This is a genomic window from Trinickia dinghuensis, assembly GCF_003367175.1.
GTDB classification, from domain to species: Bacteria; Pseudomonadota; Gammaproteobacteria; order Burkholderiales; family Burkholderiaceae; genus Trinickia; species Trinickia dinghuensis.
Genome location: NZ_QRGA01000005.1, coordinates 18,069 through 40,437 on the forward strand (window position 1 = coordinate 18,069; position 22,369 = coordinate 40,437).

Annotated in this window: 21 protein-coding genes and 1 pseudogene; 17 read left to right on the forward strand and 5 right to left on the reverse strand. The window is 65.1% G+C overall.

Annotated elements, in window-relative coordinates:
- The first annotated feature begins 25 nt into the window (after positions 1–25).
- From ldcA to flhD, 10 genes and pseudogenes are all read left to right on the forward strand, one after another.
- The gene (ldcA, locus tag DWV00_RS08230) at positions 26–952 is read left to right on the forward strand and encodes a muramoyltetrapeptide carboxypeptidase (RefSeq protein ID WP_115533090.1); all 927 of its coding nucleotides are present in this window, start codon (positions 26–28) and stop codon (positions 950–952) included.
- 234 nt (positions 953–1,186) lie between these two features.
- Positions 1,187–1,873 (forward strand): GntR family transcriptional regulator, encoded by a 687-nt coding sequence (locus DWV00_RS08235; RefSeq protein WP_115533091.1) that lies wholly within the window; start codon positions 1,187–1,189, stop codon positions 1,871–1,873.
- Between the two features lie 188 nt (positions 1,874–2,061).
- Complete coding sequence (locus DWV00_RS08240) at positions 2,062–3,546, forward strand: NCS1 family nucleobase:cation symporter-1 (protein WP_115533092.1); 1,485 nt, start codon at positions 2,062–2,064, stop codon at positions 3,544–3,546.
- Positions 3,547–3,580: 34 nt separating this feature from the next.
- Positions 3,581–4,309: pseudogene (locus tag DWV00_RS08245) on the forward strand (aspartate/glutamate racemase family protein); the annotation flags it as partial.
- Between the two features lie 244 nt (positions 4,310–4,553).
- Positions 4,554–5,504, forward strand: a complete 951-nt coding sequence (gene puuE, locus DWV00_RS08250) for an allantoinase PuuE (RefSeq protein ID WP_115533094.1) — start codon at positions 4,554–4,556, stop codon at positions 5,502–5,504.
- Positions 5,501–6,022 carry a 2-oxo-4-hydroxy-4-carboxy-5-ureidoimidazoline decarboxylase gene (gene uraD, locus DWV00_RS08255; RefSeq protein ID WP_115533095.1) on the forward strand — a complete coding sequence of 174 codons (522 nt, stop codon included), beginning with the start codon at positions 5,501–5,503 and terminating at the stop codon, positions 6,020–6,022. Before puuE ends, uraD begins: the two co-directional genes overlap by 4 nt.
- Positions 6,023–6,109: 87 nt before the next feature.
- Positions 6,110–7,123 (forward strand): allantoicase, encoded by a 1,014-nt coding sequence (alc, locus tag DWV00_RS08260; RefSeq protein ID WP_115533096.1) that lies wholly within the window; start codon positions 6,110–6,112, stop codon positions 7,121–7,123.
- Between the two features lie 11 nt (positions 7,124–7,134).
- Entirely contained in the window at positions 7,135–7,647 is a 513-nt protein-coding gene (locus tag DWV00_RS08265) for an ureidoglycolate lyase (RefSeq protein ID WP_115533374.1), read from the forward strand.
- Positions 7,648–7,904: 257 nt separating this feature from the next.
- On the forward strand, positions 7,905–8,045 hold the full coding sequence (locus DWV00_RS08270) for a hypothetical protein (RefSeq protein WP_115533097.1): 141 nt from the start codon (positions 7,905–7,907) through the stop codon (positions 8,043–8,045).
- A gap of 131 nt (positions 8,046–8,176) precedes the next feature.
- Positions 8,177–8,467 carry a flagellar transcriptional regulator FlhD gene (flhD, locus tag DWV00_RS08275; protein ID WP_115533098.1) on the forward strand — a complete coding sequence of 97 codons (291 nt, stop codon included), beginning with the start codon at positions 8,177–8,179 and terminating at the stop codon, positions 8,465–8,467.
- Positions 8,468–8,719: 252 nt separating this feature from the next.
- On the opposite strand, the gene DWV00_RS08280 is transcribed toward flhD, so the two are convergent.
- Together DWV00_RS08280 and uraH are read right to left on the reverse strand one after the other, a co-directional pair.
- A complete protein-coding gene (locus DWV00_RS08280) occupies positions 8,720–9,913 on the reverse strand; it encodes a urate hydroxylase PuuD (protein WP_115533099.1) in 1,194 nt (397 codons plus the stop codon).
- 40 nt (positions 9,914–9,953) lie between these two features.
- The gene (uraH, locus tag DWV00_RS08285; protein ID WP_115533100.1) at positions 9,954–10,307 is read right to left on the reverse strand and encodes a hydroxyisourate hydrolase; all 354 of its coding nucleotides are present in this window, start codon (positions 10,305–10,307) and stop codon (positions 9,954–9,956) included.
- Positions 10,308–10,668: 361 nt separating this feature from the next.
- Between uraH and DWV00_RS08290 the strand changes: the two genes are divergently transcribed.
- The gene (locus tag DWV00_RS08290; RefSeq protein WP_245964786.1) at positions 10,669–12,075 is read left to right on the forward strand and encodes an 8-oxoguanine deaminase; all 1,407 of its coding nucleotides are present in this window, start codon (positions 10,669–10,671) and stop codon (positions 12,073–12,075) included.
- Between the two features lie 105 nt (positions 12,076–12,180).
- Here the strand turns inward: DWV00_RS08290 and DWV00_RS08295 are convergent, their stop codons facing one another.
- Entirely contained in the window at positions 12,181–13,113 is a 933-nt protein-coding gene (locus DWV00_RS08295) for a LysR substrate-binding domain-containing protein (protein ID WP_115533101.1), read from the reverse strand.
- A 300-nt stretch (positions 13,114–13,413) separates the two neighbouring features.
- Between DWV00_RS08295 and DWV00_RS08300 the strand changes: the two genes are divergently transcribed.
- The 4 genes from DWV00_RS08300 (at position 13,414) to DWV00_RS08315 (ending at position 18,489) form a co-directional block, all read left to right on the forward strand.
- Complete coding sequence (locus DWV00_RS08300) at positions 13,414–15,006, forward strand: ABC transporter ATP-binding protein (RefSeq protein ID WP_115533102.1); 1,593 nt, start codon at positions 13,414–13,416, stop codon at positions 15,004–15,006.
- Between the two features lie 157 nt (positions 15,007–15,163).
- Complete coding sequence (locus DWV00_RS08305) at positions 15,164–16,267, forward strand: ABC transporter permease (protein WP_115533103.1); 1,104 nt, start codon at positions 15,164–15,166, stop codon at positions 16,265–16,267.
- A gap of 109 nt (positions 16,268–16,376) precedes the next feature.
- A complete protein-coding gene (locus DWV00_RS08310; RefSeq protein WP_115533104.1) occupies positions 16,377–17,306 on the forward strand; it encodes an ABC transporter permease in 930 nt (309 codons plus the stop codon).
- A gap of 97 nt (positions 17,307–17,403) precedes the next feature.
- Positions 17,404–18,489: a BMP family ABC transporter substrate-binding protein gene (locus tag DWV00_RS08315; RefSeq protein WP_115533105.1), complete on the forward strand. Its 1,086-nt coding sequence runs from the start codon at positions 17,404–17,406 to the stop codon at positions 18,487–18,489.
- A gap of 74 nt (positions 18,490–18,563) precedes the next feature.
- Here DWV00_RS08315 and DWV00_RS08320 read toward each other — a convergent pair whose 3' ends face one another.
- A complete protein-coding gene (locus tag DWV00_RS08320) occupies positions 18,564–18,770 on the reverse strand; it encodes a dodecin (RefSeq protein ID WP_115533106.1) in 207 nt (68 codons plus the stop codon).
- A gap of 145 nt (positions 18,771–18,915) precedes the next feature.
- Here DWV00_RS08320 and DWV00_RS08325 point away from each other — a divergent pair, with 145 nt between their 5' ends.
- Entirely contained in the window at positions 18,916–19,821 is a 906-nt protein-coding gene (locus tag DWV00_RS08325) for an NAD(P)-dependent oxidoreductase (RefSeq protein ID WP_115533107.1), read from the forward strand.
- Between the two features lie 60 nt (positions 19,822–19,881).
- Here DWV00_RS08325 and DWV00_RS08330 read toward each other — a convergent pair whose 3' ends face one another.
- Positions 19,882–20,364, reverse strand: a complete 483-nt coding sequence (locus DWV00_RS08330) for a hypothetical protein (protein WP_115533376.1) — start codon at positions 20,362–20,364, stop codon at positions 19,882–19,884.
- A 368-nt stretch (positions 20,365–20,732) separates the two neighbouring features.
- On the opposite strand from DWV00_RS08330, the gene DWV00_RS08335 reads away from it, so the two are divergent.
- Positions 20,733–22,340, forward strand: a complete 1,608-nt coding sequence (locus DWV00_RS08335) for a sensor histidine kinase (protein WP_115533108.1) — start codon at positions 20,733–20,735, stop codon at positions 22,338–22,340.
- Positions 22,341–22,369 lie beyond the last annotated feature (29 nt).

Genomic DNA, 22,369 nt, shown 5'->3' on the forward strand with positions numbered 1-22,369 from the left:
GTACTCATTGTCCCGAAAATCGACCATGACCCGTTCCCGCACGATCGAGATCGTCGCCCCGTCCGGTTATCCGCCCGACGAATCCGCCGTCGAGCGCGGTATCGCGCGGCTGCGCGCCGACGGTCACCGGGTGGCCGGTGCCTTCGCCGCCGAGCGCCGCCACCAGCGTTTCGGCGGCACCGACGCCCAGCGCGCGCAAGACCTGAACCGGCTTGCCGATCCCGATCGTCCGCTGCCCGATATCGTCCTCGCGTTGCGTGGCGGCTACGGCGCCTCGCGGATTCTCGACTCGCTCGATTACGCGGGGCTCGAACGCCGGCTTGCGGGCGCCTCCGTCGCGATCTGCGGCCACAGCGATTTCACGGCGATTCAACTGGCGCTTTTTGCGCGCGCGGGCATCGTGACGTTCGGCGGCCCGATGCTGACGGCCAACTTCGGCGCGCAGACGTTGAGCGCGTTTACGGCCGAGCACTTTTGGCGCGCGCTCGAATCGCCGGAATTCACCGTCCACGAACCGGTCGCGCAGGCGGACGAAATCGACGTCGACGGTCTGCTCTGGGGCGGTAATCTGGCCATGATCGCTTCGCTTGTCGGCACGCCCTACATGCCGCGGATCGACGGGGGGATTCTGTTCCTGGAAGACGTCAACGAGCACCCGTTCCGCCTCGAGCGGATGTTCTATCAACTCCATCTTTCCGGCATCTTGGCCCGCCAGAAGGCACTCGTGCTCGGCGATTTCACGGGCGGCAAGCTCTCGCCCTACGACAACGGCTACGATTTTTCCACGATGGTCGAGCAGGTCCGCGGCTTCGCCGGGCTGCCGATCGTGACGGGACTGCGGTTCGGCCACGGTGCCGATCTCGTCACGCTTCCATTTGGTGCGCAGGCTCGGCTGCAGGCGGGGCAAGCGGGTTTTTCTCTCACCGTCAGTGGGCATCCCACGCTTCGCTGAAAGGCAACGGGCGACGGGCGCTTCCGCCTGTCGTTCGTCATTCTCATCCAGGATTGTTGACAATTTAAGGGGCCGCCGGTGCCGAAATTCAGGGCGTCGGCTTGCATTCAGTGCGCTTCATTGGTGCGTTTGTGCCTTAAATACCGGATTTGTCGGAAAATTCACCGTTGAGGTGCATCTTTCCGTGCAAAAGAAATTGTTGACAATCTTTATGTCGAATCTAATATACCCAACATGTCGCAAACGAAATTGTCCGAGCCGGCGGCGATCGCCGAACGCATCCGCGATGCCATCCTCGAGCACCGGCTAGAGCCCGGTGCGAAGCTCACGGAGGCGCAGTTGTGCGACGTGTTCGGCGTCAAGCGCGGGCCGGTGCGTCAAGCGTTGTCGCTGCTCGCCACCGAGCATCTCGTTGACTTGGAGCCGAACCGCGGCGCCTTCGTGGCCAGCCCGTCGCTCCAAGAAGTGCACGAGGTGTTCGAGATGCGCCGGATCATCGAGGGTGCGGTGATCGAGCGAGTCTGCCGCAATCAACGCGGGCAGGAAGAGGCGCATTTGAAGGCGATCGCGAAGATGATCGAGCGGGAGCGCAGCGCGTTCGAGCACCGCGATTTTCGTTCGTGGATCCGGTTATCGGGTGAGTTTCATACCGCGCTCGCGCAATTGACGGGCAATCGCGTGCTCTGCAATTGCTTGTCGGGACTCGTGGCGCGCTCGACCTTGATTTCGGCGCTCTACGAGTCGCTCGGCCGCAGTCCGTGCTCGTTCGACGAGCATGCCGAAATCGTCGAAGCGATCGGCTCGGGCGATACGGCCCGAGCGTCGGAGTTGATGGTGCGGCATTTGGAGGCGGTCGAACTGAAGATGCTCGATCGGCCCGCGCGCGGCGCGGCGGATTTGCGGGAAGTCTTCGGCGTTTAAGGCAGCGACGATTCGAATGATGCGGTACGGGCCGTCGGCCCCATGTGATTACTTAGTACAACTAAACATCATCAGGACAATGGCCGCGGAGTGCGCCGACCGCGGCTGCTCGAATATGGCGCTCAATAGCGCGCCGGCATGCGAGCCGTGCCGCGCGGCAACACGCTGGTCCTTTACCGGAGACGCTCATGCCTGAATTGTCCGTACCCACCGATGCCGGCGCCATCGGCCCGTCATCCGCTCGAACCGATGCCGGTTTGCCGGCCGGCTACAGCGAACGTTTATGCAATGCCGATCTGGCGCCGCTGCGCGATCAGCATTGGGGCAGCTACAACATTTTCGCGTTCTGGATGTCGGACGTGCACAGCGTCGGCGGCTACGTCTTTGCCGGCAGCTTGTTCGCGCTCGGGCTCACGAGCTGGCAGGTGCTGATTGCGCTGCTCGTCGGTATCGGCATCGTCAACGTCTTCGCGAACTTGATCGCCAAATCGAGCCAGAGCAACGGCGTGCCGTACCCCGTGATCTGCCGGGCCACGTTCGGCGTGCTCGGCGCCAATATTCCGGCCGTGATTCGCGGGCTCATCGCGGTGGCGTGGTACGGCATCCAAACCTATCTCGCGTCGAGTGCGTTCGTCATCGTCCTGCTCAAATTCGCGCCGCAGCTGATGCCCTATGCCGACGTGCATCACCATGGTTGGCTCGGTTTGTCTACATTGGGCTGGGCCGGCTTCATGCTGCTCTGGGTGCTGCAGGCGCTCGTGTTTTGGAATGGCATGGAGACGATCAAGAAGTTCATCGACTTCGCCGGGCCCGCGGTCTACGTCGTCATGTTCATCCTGGCCGGCTACATGGTATGGCGCGCGGGGATCGCCAACATCAGCCTCAATCTCGGCACCGTGAAATATCACGGCTGGGAAGCATTGCCTGTCACGATCACGGCGATTTCGCTGGTCGTGTCGTACTTCTCCGGGCCGATGCTGAACTTCGGCGATTTTTCCCGGTACTGCAAGAGTTATTCGAGCGTCAAACGCGGCAATTTCTGGGGATTGCCCGTGAATTTCCTCGCCTTCTCGCTCGTGACCGTCATCACGACGTCGGCAACGCTCCCCGTGTTCGGCGAGATGATCACCGACCCGGTCGCGACGGTCGGCCGCATCGATCATCCGTTCGCCGTTGTGCTCGGCGCGCTAACGTTCATGATCGCGACGATCGGCATCAACATCGTCGCGAACTTCGTCTCTCCCGCATTCGACTTCTCCAACGTTGCGCCCAAGCACATCAGCTGGCGCGCGGGTGGCATGGTGGCCGCCGTCGCATCGGTGTTCATCACGCCGTGGAATCTGTTCAACAACCCGGCCGTGATCCACTACACGCTCGATGTATTGGGCTCCTTCATCGGGCCGCTGTACGGCGTGCTGATCGTCGACTACTTCATCGTCAAGCGGCAGCACGTCGTGCTCGACGATCTTTATTCGATGTCGGAGTCGGGCTCGTACTGGTATCGCGGCGGCGTGAACAAGCGTGCCGTCGCGGCCGTGCTGGGGGCTGCGGTCATCGCCGTCGCCTGCGTCATGACACCGGCCCTGGCGTCGCTCGCGAATTTCTCGTGGTTCATCGGCGTTGGATTAGGTGCGGCGTTCTACGGCTTCGCGACGCGCCGTGCCCGCGGCTGAAGTGCGGCGTTTCTTGCATTTGGAGAGCAGGGCAATGAAGATCAAGCTCATCAATCCCAATACGACGGCGCGCATGACCGATACGATGGATAGCTGCGCCCGCGCGGCCGCCGCTGTCGGCACCGGCATCGTGGCGGCCACGTCGACCATGGGGCCGCCGTCGATCGAAAGCTGGTACGACGAGTCGCTCGCGTTGCCGGGTTTGCTGGCCGAAGTGGCGAGCGGCGAGCGCGACGGCGTAGACGGCTACGTGATCGCTTGCTTCGGCGATCCGGGGCTGTTCGCGGCGCGCGAGCTGGCGCGCGGCCCCGTCGTCGGCATCGCGGAGGCCGCGATGCATGCCGCGAGTGTGATCGCACCGAGCTTTTCCGTCGTGACGACGCTTGCGCGCACGACGGGCATGGCGTGGCATCTAGCGGAGCGCTACGGGATGAAGCGGTTTTGCCGCAGCGTGCGCGCGTGCGATGTGGCCGTGCTCGATCTCGATCAGCCGGGGAGCGCGGCACGCCGTTTGATCGTCGATGAATGCCGCCGCGCGCTCGATGAGGACGGCGCCGATGCGATCGTGCTTGGCTGCGCGGGCATGGTCGATCTGGTCAGGGCGATCGAGGATGAGATCGGCGCGCCCGTCGTCGAGGGTGTGACCGCAGCCGTCAAGTGGGTCGAGGCCCTCGTTTCGCTGGGGCTGGGAACCGCCAAGCGGGGCGAGTACGCTCGTCCGCTCGCCAAGCGCTATGACGGGCCGCTGGCCGATTTCAGCCCGCGCGAGGCCTGACGGGCAGCCGGGCGCAGCCTACCCGGCGCCGCCCGTGCCGGCGTACGCTTGCGGCAAGCCGGGGGCGTTGCCGACATACGTTTGCGGTGACCCCCGTTATCGGCCTTGCTGTATGGGCGCGCATGGGTGTTTTCTATACACTGATTCCACCGAATTGACCGTCGCTTGCGGCCGCGCGCATTCTGCGGCACCGCGTCGATCGCCACCTAACGCTTGCCTTGAATTCTTTGCCATGACATCCGACTCCCGCTATCCGCGCGATCTGATCGGCTACGGCCGGCAACCCGTCCAGGCCGATTGGCCGGGGCGCGCCCGCGTCGCCGTTCAATTCGTTCTGAATTATGAAGAAGGCGGCGAAAACTGCGTTCTGCATGGCGATCCGGGCTCCGAGCAGTTCCTCTCAGAGATCGTCGGCGCGGCGGCCTACCCGGCGCGGCACATGAGCATGGAGTCGATCTACGAATACGGATCGCGCGCCGGCGTCTGGCGCATCCTGCGCGAGTTCGAAAAGCGCGGCTTGCCGCTCACCGTATTCGGCGTCGGCATGGCGATCGAGCGCAATCCCGAGGCCGCGCGCGCTTTCGTCGAACTCGGGCACGAAATCGCCTGCCACGGCTGGCGCTGGATCCACTACCAAGACGTGTCGCCCGAGCGCGAGGCCGAGCATATGCGGCTGGGCATGGAGGCGATCGAGCGCGTGACGGGCGTGAAGCCGCTCGGGTGGTACACGGGCCGCGATAGTCCGAACACGCATCGGCTCGTTGCCGAGTACGGCGGCTTTTTGTACGACTCGGACTACTACGGCGATGACCTCCCGTTCTGGACCGAGGTGGAGGTGACGGGCGGCGAAACCCGCCCGCAGCTGATCGTGCCGTACACGCTCGATACGAACGACATGCGTTTCGCGTCGCCGCAAGGCTTCAACACGGCCGACCATTTCTTCACCTATTTGCGCGATGCCTTCGACGTACTGTACGAAGAAGGCGACGAGGCGCCGAAGATGCTCTCGATCGGCATGCATTGCCGGTTGCTGGGGCGGCCCGGACGCTTCCGCGCGCTGCAGCGATTCCTCGATCACATCGAACGGCACGAGCGCGTCTGGGTGACGCGTCGCGTCGACATCGCGCGCCACTGGCACGCGCATCATCCCTATCAGCCCAAAACGGACAGATCACGCGCATGAAGCCGATGCAATACTCGCTGGAACAACTGAATTCGATGCCGCGCGACGCGTTCGAGGCGGCGCTTTCGGGCATCTTCGAACATTCGCCCTGGGTGGCGGAGCAGGCCGCGGCCGCACGGCCGTTCGCGAGCGTCGATGCGTTGTACGCCACGATGCGCGACGTCGTCGCGAACTCGGGCGGCGAGCGTCAGCTTGCGCTCATCAACGCTCACCCGGAACTCGCGGGCAAGGCCGCGGTGCGTGGCGAGCTGACGGCCGAATCGACGCGCGAGCAGAGCGGCGCCGGCCTCGCGCAGTGCACCCAGGAGGAGTTCGACAAGCTGCAGCGCTTGAACGCGGCCTACCGCGAGAAATTCGGCTTTCCGTTCATTCTCGCCGTGCGCGGCTTCGACCGCTTCGGGATCATCGCGAACTTCGAAGCGCGCGTGAACCACTCGCGCGAAGATGAATTGCGCGCAAGCTTGGAGCAGATTTACCGCATCGCACGGTTTCGCATCGACGATCTCGTGACGGCATGAACCCGTGCCGGCCAGCGAGCCGGCACGCGGCGATACGACGTTTCATTCGCAGTACGAACGAATTGACAGACACGAAGGACGAAAACGATGGCTCTCCCGACTCTCGACCCCAACGCTCCCGATTTCACGCGCCGCTACGTCAACCTGGCCGATCCGCGGTTGGGCGCGCAGGCGCTCGAGGCGAGCGACGAATTTTTCGCGCCGAAAGAGCGCATGCTCAATCCGGAGCCGGCCGTGTTCATTCCCGGCAAGTACGACGACCACGGCAAGTGGATGGACGGCTGGGAAACGCGCCGCAAGCGCACGACCGGGTATGACTGGTGCATCGTGAAGCTCGCGCGGGCGGGCGTCGTGAAGGGTCTCGACATCGACACGAGCCACTTCACCGGCAACTTCCCGCCGGCGGCGTCGATCGAGGCCGCGTACGTGCCGGGCGGCGAGCAGCCCGGCGGCTCGACGCAATGGACGGAGATCGTGCCCTCCATGACGCTGCAGGGCAACACGCACCATTACGTCGACGTGGCCGACGGGCAGGCCTACACGCATCTGCGCGTGAACCTGTACCCGGACGGCGGCGTCGCGCGCTTGCGGGTGTACGGCCAGCCGCAAGTGGACTGGACGAACGCGAGCCGCAGCGCGCCCGTCGATCTGGCCGCGATGGAAAACGGGGCCTATGTCGTCGCCGCCAACAATCAGCACTTCGGGGCCGCATCGAACATCCTGATGCCGGGCCGCGGCGTGAACATGGGCGACGGCTGGGAAACGCGCCGCCGCCGCGAACCGGGCAACGACTGGGCCATCATCGCACTGGCGCGTCCCGGCACGATTACGAAGCTCGAAGTGGATACGGCGTTCTTCAAGGGCAACTATCCGGATCGCTGCTCGATCCAGGCGGCCTACGTCACGGGCGGGACCGACAGTTCGCTGATCACGCAGGCGATGTTCTGGCCCACGCTGCTCGGCGAGCAGAAGCTGCAAATGGACAAGCAGCATTTCTTCGAATCGGAAATCGCCGCGATCGGCCCGGTGACGCACCTGCGTCTGAACATCATTCCCGATGGAGGCGTCTCGCGTCTGCGCGCGTGGGGCGTGCTCGCATGAGCAGCACGCTCATGAAGACGTTGACGATCGAGCCGTTGACGCGGGACGCGTTCGCGCCGTTCGGCGACGTCATCGAGCTCGAAGGCGCGCGTCAGATCCCGATCAACCTCGGCACGACGATTCGCTATCACGATCTCGCGCAGGTTGACGTGACGGAAGCGGGCGGACGCACGCTCGTCAACCTGTTCCGCGGCCAGCCGCGCGTGCTGCCTTTCGAAGTGAAGATGCTGGAGCGGCATCCGCTCGGTTCGCAGGCTTTCATCCCGTTGACGGACAAGCCGTACCTCGTCGTCGTGGCGCCGGCCGGCGAACTCGATCCGGAAGGCGTACGCGCGTTCGTTACGAGCGGGTGGCAAGGCGTCAACTACGCGAAAGGCGTCTGGCACCATCCGCTGATCGCGCTCGATGTCGTCAGCGATTTCATCGTCGTCGACCGCGGCGGAGACGGGCACAACTGCGACGAGCAAATGCTGCCCGAATCGGTATGGTTGACCGCCGAGGCCCTGGGCGACGCCGGCCGCTAGCCGTTCCCGCGCCCCCGCAATTCGAACGCCCGTGTGAATCGCACGGGCGTTTTCACATGTTGGGTTCGCGGGCGTAGCCCTCGCACACTCAGCATGTAGGAAAACGCTTACACACGTGCTGCCAGATATTACGAAAGGTTCAGCGGCGGCTGATTTGTTTCCGCGAGGCGCTGGCCGATACTTTCGTCACAGGGAAACGTTCGCTACCGCACATTACGGCACGAAGGTTTCGAACCTTGAGTCACGGAGAGATCGCCATGAGCCGCTTCGCCCAAGACCTCATCGAATTGCAACGCCTCTGTCTCGGCGGTTCCGGTGCGCTTACGCAGCATCTGCTGCGCGAGATCGCCCGCAACCTGATTGCGGCCGGCGTGGCCGATGAGCGCGGCGGCTGCTGAGCGCCACTTCAAGCAAACGTTTGACGCGCGAAAGCGCGTCTTGGACGACGGAAACCGGCTGGCCCGGCTAGGTATCACCGCTAATCCGTCACCTTTTTTATTCGAATCACGAACCCCTGGCAGAGATAGTCATGAACGGTTGCGAGACGCTCGAATCGATCCGCGAAATCAACTTGTCCTACCTTGCGCTTGCGCAACGTCTGCTGCGCACCGACCGCACCGCCGGCATCGAACGGCTGGGGCTGTCTGCGCAAGTCGCCGATGTCATCGCCGATCTGTCGGGGCCGCAACTGCTGAAGCTCGCCGCGTGCGATCAGCTCGTTTGCTTCTTCCGCTTCAACGACCGGTCCATGCTTTCCGCGCTGGCAGCGCCCGCCGCGCGCTCGGCGCGCATGGCGGAACTGGCCGCGCAAGCCGCTTGAACCGTTTGAACCGTTTGAACCGCCTGACGGTGCCCCCGCTGGCCGCGGTAGCGGAGAGATAGGCGGCACCGGACGTACCGGGTCGTCCGGTCGTTTTCGAAAGCGCGCTTGCGCGCACCCCATGCAAAAAGCCCCTCGAGCGCGAATGAGCGCCGAGGGGCTTTGCTTCGTCCGTTCCCGATAAACTCAGCCGCCCATGAACGGCGGCGGCTGAGTTTATCGATGGGGGCCTCGTTCGTCCGGGCCCTTTCGTTACTGCTGCTTGCCCGAGTTGAACCAAGCGGCGATCTTCTCGCGCTCGTCAGGCGTCATTTTGGTCACGTTGCCGAGCGGCATCGCTTTCAGCACGACAGCCTGTTCGTACAGCCGCTGCGCATTCGTCGAAATTTCCTGAGGCGTGTCGAACATGACACCGGCCGGGGCGCTTCCCATCAACGTCGGATGGGCCGAGTGGCACTCCATGCAACGCTGCTGCAGGATCGGCTGGATATCGGCCAGCTTGACGGCCGGTGCATTGGCGGCTTGCGCTTCGGGCACCACGGGATGCGGCAGCGTGACAGCCAGGGCCGCCGCGAGCAGCGCGACGCCGCCTACCGGCAGGTACCACAGCACGTGGCCGCGATGGCGCATGACGAAGAACTGGCGAATCAGCGCGCCGGCGAACATGATGACCGCCAGGATGGCCCAGTTGTACGAGTGCGTGTACGTCATCGCGTAGTGGTTCGACAGCATCGCGAATACCACGGGCAGCGTGAAGTACGTGTTGTGCACCGAGCGTTGCTTGCCGCGCTTGCCGTAGATCGGATTCGGCGCGTCGCCCTTGAGCATCGCGTTCACCATCTTGCGCTGGCCCGGGATGATGACGAAGAACACGTTGGCCGACATGATCGTCGCGAGCATCGCGCCCACGATCAGATAGGCGGCGCGTCCCGAGAAGACGTGGCAAGCGAGATAGGCGGCGGCGAGGACGTACAAGCCCACGGCGATGCCGAGCACGCCGTCCTTGTTGCCGAGCAGGCGGCACAGCGAGTCGTACACGATCCAGCCCGCGGCCAAGAAGCACAGCGCGGCGGCTACGGCTTCGACCGGCGACATGGCGAGCACGTTCGGATCGATGAGGTACGTGCTCGGCGAGAGCAGGTACAGCACGGTGAACAGGCCGAAACCGGACATCCACGTGGTGTACGACGGCCACTTCGACCAGTGCAGGTCGTCCGGCATCTGCGCCGGCGCGACCATGTACTTTTGCATGTTGTAGAAGCCGCCGCCGTGGACGTGCCACAGCTCGCCGAATACGCCGCGCTCCTGCAGCACGGGGTCTTTCGGCTTCTTCAAGCTGTTGTCGAGCGCGACGAAATAGAACGATTCGCCGATCCATGCAATTGCGGCGATGACGTGCAGCCAGCGAATCGTCAGATTCAGCCAGTCGGTGATAAAGCCTTCCATAATGCCTCCAAGCTCCTGATGTCGTTGGTATGTGGGTTGTTCAGCTGCCGCGATAGGTGCTATAAGCCCACGGAGAGACCAGGAGCGGCACGTGATAGTGCGCTGCCGCGTCGGCGATGCCGAAGCGCAGCGCGACGCGATCGACGAAGCGCGGCTCGGGCACGCTTACGCCTGCCGCGGCGAAGTAGTCGCCCGCGTTGAATACGAGTTCGTATTCGCCGGGAACCATGGCATCGCCTTCGAGAATCGGCTTGTCGCAACGGCCGTCGTCATTGGTGACGGTGCGCGCGAGCGAGCGCCGCGCGTCGCCTTCGAGCTTGAACAGCTCGACCGCGATGCCGGCGCCGGGGCGGCCGTGCGCCGTGTCCAGAACGTGGGTAGTCAGCTTGCCCATTCGCAGTTTTCCTTGTGATGAATGCGAAAAGTGTCGTGCAGCGACCCGATCCAATACGCAAGCGGCGGATCGAGGCTCCACGTCAGTGGCTACATACCCGTCGGCGATTTGATGCGAGCGCCGTGTCGCCATTCTAAGAAGTTGCGGACGGCTCGCGCGCTCGCGATATGAAAGATAAGGGCGCACGCATGAGGACGGGGGCCGCGCGGCGCGAAAAACGAGGCTCGCCCGGCGAAAACGCCATCAATATATCGAAACGGTGAGGGTGGGTATCGCTCCCGCATATATTGCCAGCGCTATTTTGGCTCCCGATCGTTATGCCCATGCCTTTATCGACACCTCATCAACGCGGAATCATCCAATGACGAACGAACAGCCCATGCACGCAACCGGTGCGGCGCGCCCAAGAACGATGCTCGTCAAGCACGCCGACGTGCTCGTGACCATGGACGGCGCGCGCCGGGAATTGACGGATGCCGGGCTATTCATCGAGGGCAACCGGATCGTGGCGGTCGGCGCGACGAGCGAGTTGCCGAGCACGGCCGACGAGGTGCTGGACCTGCGCGGGCACTTGGTCATGCCGGGGCTCGTGAACACGCACCACCACATGTACCAGAGCCTGACCCGCGCGGTGCCCGCGGCGCAGAACGCCGAGCTGTTCGGCTGGCTGACGAGCCTCTACAAGATCTGGGCCCATTTGACCCCCGAGATGATCGAGGTGTCCACGCTCACGGCGATGGCCGAACTGCTGCTTTCGGGCTGCACGACCTCGAGCGACCACCTTTATATCTATCCGAACGGCAGCCGCCTCGACGACAGCATCGCCGCCGCCGCGCGGATCGGGATGCGTTTTCACGCAAGCCGCGGCAGCATGAGCGTCGGGCAGAAGGATGGCGGTCTGCCCCCCGATTCGGTGGTCGAGCGCGAAGACGACATCCTCGCCGACACGCAGCGGTTGATCGAGACCTATCACGACGAGGGTCGCTACGCGATGTTGCGCGTGGTCGTCGCGCCGTGTTCGCCGTTTTCCGTGAGCCGCGATCTGATGCGCGAATCGGCGACGCTTGCGCGGCAATACGGTGTGTCGATGCATACGCACCTGGCGGAGAACGTGAACGACGTGGCCTATAGCCGCGAGCGTTTCGGCATGACGCCCGCCGAATACGCGGAGGATCTCGGCTGGGTCGGCGCCGACGTCTGGCACGCGCACTGTGTCCAACTCGACGCGTCCGGCATCGCGCTGTTCGCGCGCACCCGTACCGGGGTCGCGCATTGCCCGTGCTCGAACATGCGGCTTGCCTCCGGCATCGCCCCGATTCGACGGATGCGCGATGCGGGCGTACCGGTCGGGCTCGGCGTGGACGGCTCGGCGTCGAACGACGGCGCCCACCTCGTAGGCGAGGCGCGGCAGGCGATGCTGCTGCAGCGGGTGGGATTCGGCCCCGACGCGATGAGCGCGCGGGAGGCCTTGGAATTGGCCACGCTCGGCGGGGCCGCGGTGCTCGGGCGCGACGATATCGGCGCGCTCGCCCCGGGGATGGCGGCGGACTTCGTCGCGTTCGATCTGCGTCAGGCAAGTTTCGCGGGCGCACTGCACGATCCGGTGGCGGCGCTCGTGTTCTGCGCGCCGCCGCAGGTGTCGCTGAGCGTCATCAACGGCAGGGTCGTGGTGCGGGACGGGCGCTTGGCGACGCTCGAACTCGCGCCGCTGCTCGAGCGGCACAACGCGCTTGCGCGCTCGCTCGGCGAGGCGGCACGCGCGTCATAGGGCATAAGGCGTGCGGCGTGGGGCGGGTGGGCCGCCGTTTGGAGCGGGGCGGCCGAGGCCGCCGCCGCGCGGTCAGGGCCGGTAGCCCGGTAGCCCGGGAGGCCGTCAGGAGCGGTCCACGAGCGTGCGCGTCGCATCGGCGACGAGGCTGCGCAGCCAGCGCACTTCGTCGGAGTAATGGCAGCGCTCGTGCCAGAGCTGGTAGTACTGCATCGGCGGAAAGTCGAGCGGGGCGGGCAAGACCGTCAGCGGCAGGAACTTGGCGTAGTGATCGGCGAACAGCCGTGTCGTCGTGAACAGGAGGTCCGATTTGACCAGTACGTACGGTGCGAGATTGAAGTACGGCAACGTGACGACGACATGGCGTTTGAGCCGTTCGCGCGCGAGGTGAACGTCGATCGCGCCGCGCTGGCCCACGGAATACGGCGTCGGCGCGAGGTGCGGGGCGTTCAGGTACTGGTCGAGCGTGAGCGTGCCGCGCTTGGCGAACGGGTGCGTGGTGCTCATCAGGCACACGATCTCGTCGACGAACAGGTTCGACAAGTGCAGCTGCTCGGGCGGCTCGGGCCAGTTGCCGATGACGACATCGAGCTTGCCGTCTTCCAGCGCAAGTTCGTAGTCGAACGAGGGGCCGAGCGAATGGAATTCGAGTTGCGCGTTCGGCGCCGCCTGCCGGAAACGTTCGACGATGGTCGGCACGAACAAGACGTTCAGGTAGTCGGGACAGCCGATCCGGTAGCAGCGGATCGACGTGGCGGGATCGAAGTTGTGCTGCTGGAAGCGAATCCGCTCGATTTCGCGCAAGGCGTTCTGGACGGGCTCGAGCAGGCGCAGGCCGTACTCGGTCGGTACCATGCCGGACTTGCCGCGCACGAGCAGCGGATCGCCCGTGATGTCGCGCAGGCGGCGCAGCGCGGCGCTGATGGCCGGCTGCGATTGGTTCAGCTTGACGGCCGCGCGCGTAACGCTGCGCTCCATCAAGAGGGTGTGCAAGACGCGCAATAAATACGTGTCGATCGCCTCGCGTTGCTGACTCATGAAATGCTCCGATATATGTTTCGGCTGATGCTGCAGGGGTGGGGATATCAGACTTTTAATATGAGCAACAGCGCGCGTCAAGCGCGCAAATACCCGTGTGGCGCAACGGCGAAATCGAGTATCCGCACGATATTGTCGGCTCGACGCTCGCCCGCGATTTGGGTATTGTCAGGCCACGGCCGCGCGCCGGACGGCGCTAGGCGGCGCCGGGCCGGCGTGAGCGGCCAGATGGACGGGGAGCGCGGCGGGCGGTGAGCACGTTGCGCGGAAGCAAATAAGCAGTCGGGTTTGGCGGATCTCATGGGCGATCATTCAATCTTGGGCGGCCGGGCGGGCGAGCACTCGCAGGCCGCGCCGCGTCTCGCGCTGACGGGTATCAGCAAGCAATATCCGTCGGTGAAGGCGAACGACGACGTGCATCTCGTCGTGGCGCCGGGCGAGATCCACGCCGTGCTCGGCGAAAACGGCGCCGGCAAGAGCACGCTGATGAAAATCATCTACGGCTCGGTGCGGCCCGATGCCGGCGAGATCCGGTGGGAGGGCGATCCGGTCGAGATCGCGAGCCCGGCGCAGGCGCGCAAGCTCGGGATCGGGATGGTCTTTCAGCATTTCTCGCTGTTCGAGACGCTGACGGTGGGCGAGAACATCGCGCTGGCGCTCGACGAACCGTTCGATCTGGCCGCGCTCGCCAAGCGCATTCGCGACGTCTCGGCCGAGTACGGCCTCGACATCGATCCGCAGCGGCACGTGCACAGCCTGACCGTGGGCGAGCGCCAGCGCGTCGAGATCGTGCGCTGCCTGCTGCAGCACCCGCGGCTCTTGATCATGGACGAGCCGACCTCGGTGCTGACGCCGCAGGCCGTGCGCAAGCTGTTCGAGACGCTCAAACGCCTGGCCGCCCAAGGCTGCAGCGTGCTCTACATCAGCCACAAGCTCGACGAGATCCGAGAACTCTGCGATACGGCCACCGTCATGCGCGGCGGCCGCGTCACGGGGCACGTCAAGCCGCGCGAGGAGACGAACGAATCGCTCGCGCAGCTGATGGTCGGCCATGCGCTGCCCGATTACACGCGCCGCGCGCATGCGCCGGGCGAGGCCTTGCTCAGCGTCAAGCGCCTGTCGGTCGCGAGCGACGATCCGTTCGGCACGTCGCTCGAGAACGTGGCGTTCGACGTGCACGCGGGCGAGATCTTCGGGATTGCCGGGGTGTCGGGCAACGGGCAGGCCGAACTGCTGGCGGCGCTTTCCGGCGAGAAGCGCAGTGCCGGCGAGCCCGACGCCGTGACGATCTGCGGCAAGCGGGCGGGGCGCCTTTCGGCCGGCGCGCGACGTCGCCTCGGCTTTGCGTTCGTGCCGGAGGAACGCCTTGGGCGGGGCGCGGTACCGGCGATGTCGCTCGTCGACAACGCGCTGCTCACCGCGCATCGCCAGCCCGGCATGGTTCGCCATGGCTGGATCGGGACGCGCGCGATGCGTGCGTTCGCGACTCGCTGCATCGAAGCGTTCGACGTGCGCTGCGGCGGGCCCGATGCGCTCGCGCAGTCGCTCTCGGGCGGCAATCTCCAGAAGTACATCGTCGGCCGCGAAGTGCTGCAAGCGCCCAAGGTGCTCGTGGTGGCGCAGCCGACCTGGGGCGTCGACGTGGGCGCTGCCGCGTTCATTCGGCAGCAGTTGCTCGATCTGTCGGCCAAGGGCGTGGCCGTGCTCGTGATCTCCGAGGAACTCGACGAACTCTTCGACATCTGCGACCGGATTGCCGTTCTCGCGCGCGGACGCTTGTCGCCGGCGCGCAAGACAGGCGAGACGAACGCCGAGGAAATCGGCTTATGGATGGCGGGCTTGTTCGGCGATCACGGCGCGGCGCCGCCCGCCGAGCAGCCCGTGCATGCCTGACCGCCGCGCCGGCGTCGCGTCGCTGCCCGGGCACGACGTTCGAACGAACGGGACGGCGCGGCAGGTAGAGGCATATAGGGGCAGGTAGAGATCGACGCAAATCGACGCAGTACACGTACTGACACTCGAACAACGAACGCTCGAAAAGAAACAGATCATGTATTTTCCTTACCGACTCGAAGCACGCCCGACGCCATCGCGCGCGATGCGGCTCGCCGTCCCCATCATCGCGGCGCTGCTCACGCTCGCGATCGGCTTTCTGATCTTCGGTCTCGTCGGGCGCGATCCCGTGCAGGCGATGCGGGCCTTCTTCATCGATCCGCTTTCCGACGTCAACGGCTGGTCCGAACTGCTGCTCAAAGCTTCGCCGCTGTGTCTGATCGGCCTCGGCCTTGCCGTCGGCTATCGCGCGAACGTCTGGAACATCGGCGCCGAGGGGCAGATGCTCGCGGGCGGCATCGCGGCGAGCGGCGTCGCGATCCACTTCGATCAAGCGAGCGGCGCGTGGATCCTGTTCTTGATGATGGGCGCGGGCATCGTCGGCGGCATGCTGTGGGCCTCGATTCCGGCGTTTCTGAAGACGCGCTTCAATACCAACGAAATCCTGACGAGCCTCATGCTGACGTATGTGGCCACGCAGCTCCTGATCTATCTCGTGAGCGGTCCTTGGCGCGATCCGCAAGGGATGAACTTTCCGATTTCGGAGATGTTCTCGGGCGACGCGCTCTATCCGACCTTCGGCGGCGATTGGCACTGGCACTGGCTGCGCGGGACGCGGCTCAACGCATCGATCTTTCTGACGCTGGCCGCCATTCCCGCCGTCTGGCTCTTTATGCGCAAGAGCTTCGCGGGTTTTCGGATGAGCGTCGGGGGGCTGGCGCCGCTGGCGGCGCGCTATGCGGGCTTCTCCGATTCGCGCACGGTGTGGATGTCTCTGCTCGTCAGCGGAGCCCTCGCCGGGCTCGCGGGCATGGGCGAGATCGCCGGGCCGATCGGGCAGTTGCAGGCGACGTGGTCTCCGGGCTACGGGTTCACGGCGATCATCGTCGTCTTCGTCGGCCGGCTGCATCCCATCGGCATCGTGCTCGCGAGCTTGCTGATGGCGCTGCTCTATCTGGGCGGGGAGGCGGTTCAGACCTCGATGCAATTGCCGCAGGCGCTGTCGGGTGTGTTCCAAGGGCTGCTGCTGTTCTGTCTGCTAGGCGCGGATCTATTCGTCAATTACCGGGTGCGACGCGTGGCGCGCGTCGCACATGGATGATCGAGCGCCGCGCTGTCGGGCGACCGACAACCTGACGACCTGCCGGCCGGACGACACCCGCCGATCGAAATAGAACGCGATACACGCGATAGAGAAAGAACGAACGACCATGGATATTCAACAAGCCGGCTCGCTTGCGTCGAGCGCCGTCGTGGCCGCCATTCCGCTGATGTTCGCCGGGCTCGGCGAGCTCGTCACCGAAAAATCGGGCGTGCTCAATCTCGGCGTGGAAGGGATGATGCTGATGGGCGCCGTGACGGGCTATGCGGTCACCGCCGTGACGGGCCACCCTTGGCTCGGCGTGGCGGCGGCGATCGGAGCGGGCGCCGCGATGGCGCTGCTGTTCGCGTTTCTCACGCTCACGATGCTCGCCAATCAAGTGGCGACCGGGCTATCGCTGGCGATCTTCGGCACCGGGCTCTCCGCGTACGTCGGCAAGCCGTACACGTCGGCATCGGTCAGCGCCACGATCGATGCGTGGCCGATCCCGGGGCTCGCCCATGTGCCCGTGCTCGGGCCCGCGCTGTTTTCGCTGACGCCGCTCGGGTATCTCGCGTTCGCGATGTTCGCGCTCGTGGCCTGGTTTCTCTATCGCACGCGCGCCGGGCTCGTGCTGCGCTCGGTCGGCGAATCGCCGAGCGTCGCTCATTCGGTCGGCTTTCCCGTGATCGGCGTGCGCTACGGCGCGACGCTGTTCGGCGGTGCGATGGCGGGGCTCGGAGGCGGCTACTACTCGATCGTCTATCTGCATCTGTGGCAAGAGCAGTTGACGTCGGGGCGCGGCTGGATCGCGCTCGCGCTCGTCGTGTTCGCCACCTGGCGGCCCGCCCGGCTGCTCATCGGCGCGCTGCTGTTCGGCGCGGTCACGGGGCTGCAGTTCTATGCCCAGGCCGTGGGCGTGCCCGTGCCGACGCAATTCCTCGCGATGCTGCCGTACCTCGCGACGATCGTCGTGCTGGCCGTCATTTCGCGCAATCCGAACACGATCAAGCTCAATGCGCCGGGATCGCTCGGCAAGGCGTTTTACGCGACGAGCTGATCGTACGCGGCCCTGCGCAGTCCTACGCGCCCAACCCGGCTCGACGGCAGGCCGTGCGCTTGCCCGACCGTTTCACCCACACCACTGGAGAAGTCAGATGAGAAGAAAAACGTTGACCTCGCTCGCCGCCTGCGCGGCGCTCGCGCTGGGTGCCGCGCTCGCGCCCGCGGCGCAGGCGGCCGACGTGCCCGGTGTCGCGTTCGTGTACCTGGGCAACCCCGGCGACGCCGGCTGGACCTTTGCCCACGATCAAGGCTCGAAGCAGGTCGAGGCCAAGTTCGGCAACAAGATCAAGATCACGCGTGTCGAGGACGTGCCCGAGTCGGCCGATTCCGAGCGCGTGTTCCGCGATTTGGCAAGCAAGGGCAACAAGATCATCTTCGGGACGAGCTTCGGCTATCAGGACTTCGAACTGAAGGTCGCGAAAGATTTCCCGGATACCGTGTTCCTGCACGCGACGGGCTACAAGAAGGCGAAGAATTTCGGCACGTACGACGTACGCATGTACCAGGGTGCGTATCTCGCCGGCGTCGTCGCGGGCCACATGACGAAGACGAACACGCTCGGTTTCGTCGCGTCGGTGCCGATCCCCGAAGTGGTGCGCAACATCAATGCGTACACGCTCGGTGCGCGTTCGGTCAATCCGAAGGTGCACACGAAGGTCATCTGGATCAACAGCTGGTTCGACCCGGGCAAGGAGAAGCAGGCCGCCGAGACGCTGATCAGCCAGGGCGCCGACGTGCTGCTGCAGAACACCGACTCGAGCGCCACGCTCGCGACGGCCGAAGAAAAACACGTGCACGCGTTCGGCTGGGACTCCGACATGAAGAAGTTCGGGCCCGATGCGGCCCTGGGCTCGGTCGTCGCGCACTGGGGCGTCTACTACCAGGCCGTGATCCAGCAAGTGCTCGACGGCAAGTGGAAGAACGATCCGATCTGGTGGGGGCTGCCTCAGCAAGCGGTGGATCTCGAAGACTTGAACACGGCGGTGCCCGCCGACGCTCGCGCGGACGAGAAGAAGGCGCATGACGACATCGCCAGCGGCAAGCGCGACGTCTTCACGGGCCCGATCAAGGATCAATCGGGCGCGATCAAGGTGCCGGCCGGCAAGACTCTCGCCGATTCCGAACTGCAGCGCCTCAATTGGTACGTCGAAGGCGTGGACGGCACGCTGCCGCACTAGCTGGCGGGCCCGGCACGGGCGGGTGTGCTTAGGGGCGGACGGCGCAGCGCAAAGCTGCCCGCCGCCCGTCGGCATTATTCCAGGCGGATGCCCACCTTGAGCGTCACCTGCCAATGCGCGACAGTGCCGTTTTCGATGTGCCCGCGCGTCTCGGTGACCTCGAACCAGTGCAAATTGCGCATCGTTTTCGACGCGCGGTCGATCGCGCATCGGATGGCGTCGTCGGTCGATTTCGTCGACGAGCCGGTCAGTTCGATGTACTTGTAGACGTGGTCGTTCATGAGTCGTCTCCGTTTCTCGCCGAGAATGAGTAGACCAGTATAGGCAACGACGTTCGCGCATGCCGATCGCTGCGTGCGATGTCGCGCCTACCTTGCCTGCCCGTTTGGGGGCATGCCCCGTTTTCATCGAAGGAGAGAAGGAACGATGGACATTGGATTTTGCGGACCGGGCCTCATGGGGGCGCCGATGATTCGGCACCTGCTGCGTGCGGGGCATACGGTCTGGGTCTGGAACCGCACCCGCGAGAAGGCGCAGGCGCTCGCGGCCGACGGCGCGCGCGTCGCAGATACGCCGCGCGAGCTCGTCGCGCACGCGCAGGGCGTTTTTCTATGCCTATCGGACACGCATGCCGTCGAGGAGGTCGTGTTCGGGCTCGGCGGCTTGCTCGGCGAGGACACGGCCGACGCCGGCGCCGGCCGCGTGCGCTGGATCGTCGATCATTCGAGCATCGCGCCCGCGTCCACGCGTGAGTTTGCCGAGCGCGTCGCACGCCACGGCATCGGCTGGATCGATGCGCCGGTTTCGGGCGGCGTACCCGGGGCCGAGGCCGGCACGCTCGCGGTCATGGCCGGCGGTGCCGCGGCCGACGTCGCGGCGGTCGAGCCCGTCATCGGTGCTTACGCCGCTCGCCTCACGCACATGGGCGAGGCGGGCGCGGGCCAGATGACGAAGCTGTGCAATCAGGCGATCGTCTGCGCGACGGTGGCCGGCATTGCCGAAGCAGTCGGGCTCGCGCAGGCGGCCGGCATCGATGCCTCGCGGCTGCCCGAGGCGCTGGCGGGCGGTTGGGCCGATTCGGTCCTGCTGCGCACGTTCGTGCCGCGCATGACCGAGGCGGGCCTCGCCCCCATCGGTTCCCTGAAAACCTTTCAAAAGGATATCGACACGGTGGCCGCGGCGGCGCAATCGACGGGCGCCGCGATGCCCGTGGTGGGCGCGGTGCAGCAGGTACTGCGTTTGGGCGCGGCGATGGGACTCGGCGAGGCCGATCTGGCGGCATTTATCGACATTGTGCGGCCGCAGGCGCGCGCCGCGCAGCGCAAGCACTAAGGCGCATCGAGGCACACTCAGGCCTCGGGCGGGCCCGGCCGCCGGTGCGCGATGGCTTCGTCAGCGGAACGAGCGCGGTGTCGCGTCGCCGGCGTTCTGACGGCGCGGGCCGTGCGCCGCGGCGCCCGCACCGAACTCGGGCAGGATTTTCGCGCGTGCCTGGCTGGCGAAGACGAGGAAGCCGAACCCGTTCGTCTCGTACCAATAGCCGCCGTTCTCGAGGCCTTCAAGCGGCTGCTCGAGCGCGTTGGCGATCGATTCGATGCAACGCCGGCGCAACTCGTCGACGTCGGGATAGGGCGGTTGCGCGCCGCGCACCGTGCACAGCAGCACATCGAGGCCCGGCAAGACGTGTTCGTAGAGCACGGGCTCGTCCTGCGAGCGGGCTCGGGCGATTTTCGTATCGAGCTGGACAAACGGTTTGAACTGGCGCAGCACGGCGAAGAACGATTCTTTGCTGTCCGCACTCGCGCGCCTGCGCTTTCTCGGGAAGGACATAAACATTCGCCTGAAAAAGAGTTGCAAGAAACACAGCGTCCTCATGCGACCACTCCCGGCTCTCGCGCGCCGCACGTCCGATCTTTTATAGCATACGAAATCGTGGGATTCACGGCCGATGATTCGTTCGCCCGCATCCCCGACGCCCATATGCAGTCATGTCGAAGCGGTGCATGACGTGCGCCGCACCGCGCTCGACATCTATGGCAATAATAGGCCCGAGTTTCGCCGGCGTGCTGGCCTAACTCATAAAAAATGCCAACTTCTGTGCGCACACGCGCCTCTATATATCGTCCGTTGAAATATCTTGAAACAGCACGGATAATGGTCCGGTTTCACTCTTGCATGACGTGCAATGCAAGTGCCGTGCCGCGCCACAGCGGTATGCGACTTCGAGGGGCCGCCAAGGACGCATGAAACTATTCACTAAGGGGCTGCTGCTGATTGCCGTGCCGAGCTTGGTCGAGCTTGCGCTGGTCGGCATGCTGTCGAAGACGCAGGAGCAGGCGACGCAGGCGGCGCAATGGGCGTCGCACAGCAAACAGGTGCTCTATCAGGCGTCGGTCATCGTCGATCCGCTTCTGCGCGAAGCCGCGCGCGTGCGCTCGGGGCTGATTCTCGGCGATGCCTCCTTCTTGGACAGACAGGTCGTTTGGGTCGACCTCGGCGACCGGCTTTCGCGTCTCGAAAAGCTCGTCGCCGACGATCCCCTTCAAGTGGAGCGCGTGCGTCGCATGCGCGAAGCGGTGAACGCCTACCGGGCGGAAACGGACCAGCTCTATAGCGCATTGCACGACGGCAAGCATTCGCCGCTGACCTCGTTCGACAGCGCGCCGCTGCCGCCGCAGATCCAGGCGTTTCGCGACGAGCTGGGCGCATTCGTCGCAGACGAATCGCGGCTCGATACCGAGCGCAGCGCGCAGTTGGCCGCGACGCGCGAGCAGCAGCGCTATGCGCTGATCGCCGCGATCGCCGGTTCGATGCTGATCTGGGCCATCGCGGCACTCGCATTCGCGGGCAATATCGGGCGGCGCTTGCGGACGCTGACGGCCAATGCGCAGCGGCTCGGCCGCGCGCAGGCGCTCGGCTCGCCGCTCGCCGGCAACGATGAGCTGGCCGCGCTCGATGCGGCGCTGCATCGCACGAGCGTTTTGCTGACCGAATCCGAGCACGACCAGGGCGCGCTGCAGGCGACGCTCGAGTCGCGCGCGCAAGAGCTCACGCAGGTCAACGACAATTTGCGTCAGCAAAAGCAGGACAACGACATGTTCATCTACAGCGTGTCGCACGATTTGCGCTCGCCGCTCGTGAACCTGCAAGGGTTCTCGCGCGAGCTGCAAGTGTCGTGCGACGAGCTGCGCACGATGCTGGACGCGGCACGCTTGCCCGAAAACGAGCGCACGCGCATTACGCGCGTGCTCGACGGCAACTTGAGCGAGGCCTTGCATTTTTTGCGCACCGCCGTGTCGCGCTCGGCTTCGATCATCGATGCATTGCTGCGTATTTCACGTGCGGGCCGGCTCGAATACCAGTGGCAGCGCGTGAGCGTCGCGCGGGCCGTGGCGCGCGTCGTCGAATCGCTGCATCAGGCGATCGTCGAGCGCGGCGTGGCGGTGTCCGTCGGCGAGCTGCCGCCCGTCTGGGGCGATCCGACCGCGATCGAGCAGATCTTCGCGAACCTGATTGGAAATGCCGTCAACTACATCGATACGTCGCGCGTAGGCCGGATCGAGATCGGCACGCTCGAACAGGCGCCGCGGGAGAACGGCGAACGTGCGCCTAGAATGCGAACTTACTACGTGCGCGACAATGGGCTCGGCATTCCGGATGCCTGCATGCCGAAGATGTTCAGTGCGTTCCAACGGCTGCACGGCGACCGCGCCAAGGGCGACGGCATCGGGCTCGCGCTCGTGCGCCGCGTGACCGAGCGTCATGGCGGGCGCGCGTGGGTCGATTCGACGGAAGGCGTCGGCTCGACTTTCTACGTGACGCTGCCCGAACAGCCGCTGCGGATCAGCTGACTTGAGTTGACCTTGGTGACCTTGGTCGA

Coding starts and splice junctions, on each gene's coding strand:
- ldcA (WP_115533090.1), top strand. CDS start 26: ATGACCCGTTCCCGCACGATCGAGATCGTCGCCCCGTCCGGTTATCCG.
- DWV00_RS08235 (WP_115533091.1), top strand. CDS start 1,187: ATGTCGCAAACGAAATTGTCCGAGCCGGCGGCGATCGCCGAACGCATC.
- DWV00_RS08240 (WP_115533092.1), top strand. CDS start 2,062: ATGCCTGAATTGTCCGTACCCACCGATGCCGGCGCCATCGGCCCGTCA.
- puuE (WP_115533094.1), top strand. CDS start 4,554: ATGACATCCGACTCCCGCTATCCGCGCGATCTGATCGGCTACGGCCGG.
- uraD (WP_115533095.1), top strand. CDS start 5,501: ATGAAGCCGATGCAATACTCGCTGGAACAACTGAATTCGATGCCGCGC.
- alc (WP_115533096.1), top strand. CDS start 6,110: ATGGCTCTCCCGACTCTCGACCCCAACGCTCCCGATTTCACGCGCCGC.
- DWV00_RS08265 (WP_115533374.1), top strand. CDS start 7,135: ATGAAGACGTTGACGATCGAGCCGTTGACGCGGGACGCGTTCGCGCCG.
- DWV00_RS08270 (WP_115533097.1), top strand. CDS start 7,905: ATGAGCCGCTTCGCCCAAGACCTCATCGAATTGCAACGCCTCTGTCTC.
- flhD (WP_115533098.1), top strand. CDS start 8,177: ATGAACGGTTGCGAGACGCTCGAATCGATCCGCGAAATCAACTTGTCC.
- DWV00_RS08280 (WP_115533099.1), bottom strand. CDS start 9,913: ATGGAAGGCTTTATCACCGACTGGCTGAATCTGACGATTCGCTGGCTG.
- uraH (WP_115533100.1), bottom strand. CDS start 10,307: ATGGGCAAGCTGACTACCCACGTTCTGGACACGGCGCACGGCCGCCCC.
- DWV00_RS08290 (WP_245964786.1), top strand. CDS start 10,669: ATGACGAACGAACAGCCCATGCACGCAACCGGTGCGGCGCGCCCAAGA.
- DWV00_RS08295 (WP_115533101.1), bottom strand. CDS start 13,113: ATGAGTCAGCAACGCGAGGCGATCGACACGTATTTATTGCGCGTCTTG.
- DWV00_RS08300 (WP_115533102.1), top strand. CDS start 13,414: ATGGGCGATCATTCAATCTTGGGCGGCCGGGCGGGCGAGCACTCGCAG.
- DWV00_RS08305 (WP_115533103.1), top strand. CDS start 15,164: ATGTATTTTCCTTACCGACTCGAAGCACGCCCGACGCCATCGCGCGCG.
- DWV00_RS08310 (WP_115533104.1), top strand. CDS start 16,377: ATGGATATTCAACAAGCCGGCTCGCTTGCGTCGAGCGCCGTCGTGGCC.
- DWV00_RS08315 (WP_115533105.1), top strand. CDS start 17,404: ATGAGAAGAAAAACGTTGACCTCGCTCGCCGCCTGCGCGGCGCTCGCG.
- DWV00_RS08320 (WP_115533106.1), bottom strand. CDS start 18,770: ATGAACGACCACGTCTACAAGTACATCGAACTGACCGGCTCGTCGACG.
- DWV00_RS08325 (WP_115533107.1), top strand. CDS start 18,916: ATGGACATTGGATTTTGCGGACCGGGCCTCATGGGGGCGCCGATGATT.
- DWV00_RS08330 (WP_115533376.1), bottom strand. CDS start 20,364: ATGAGGACGCTGTGTTTCTTGCAACTCTTTTTCAGGCGAATGTTTATG.
- DWV00_RS08335 (WP_115533108.1), top strand. CDS start 20,733: ATGAAACTATTCACTAAGGGGCTGCTGCTGATTGCCGTGCCGAGCTTG.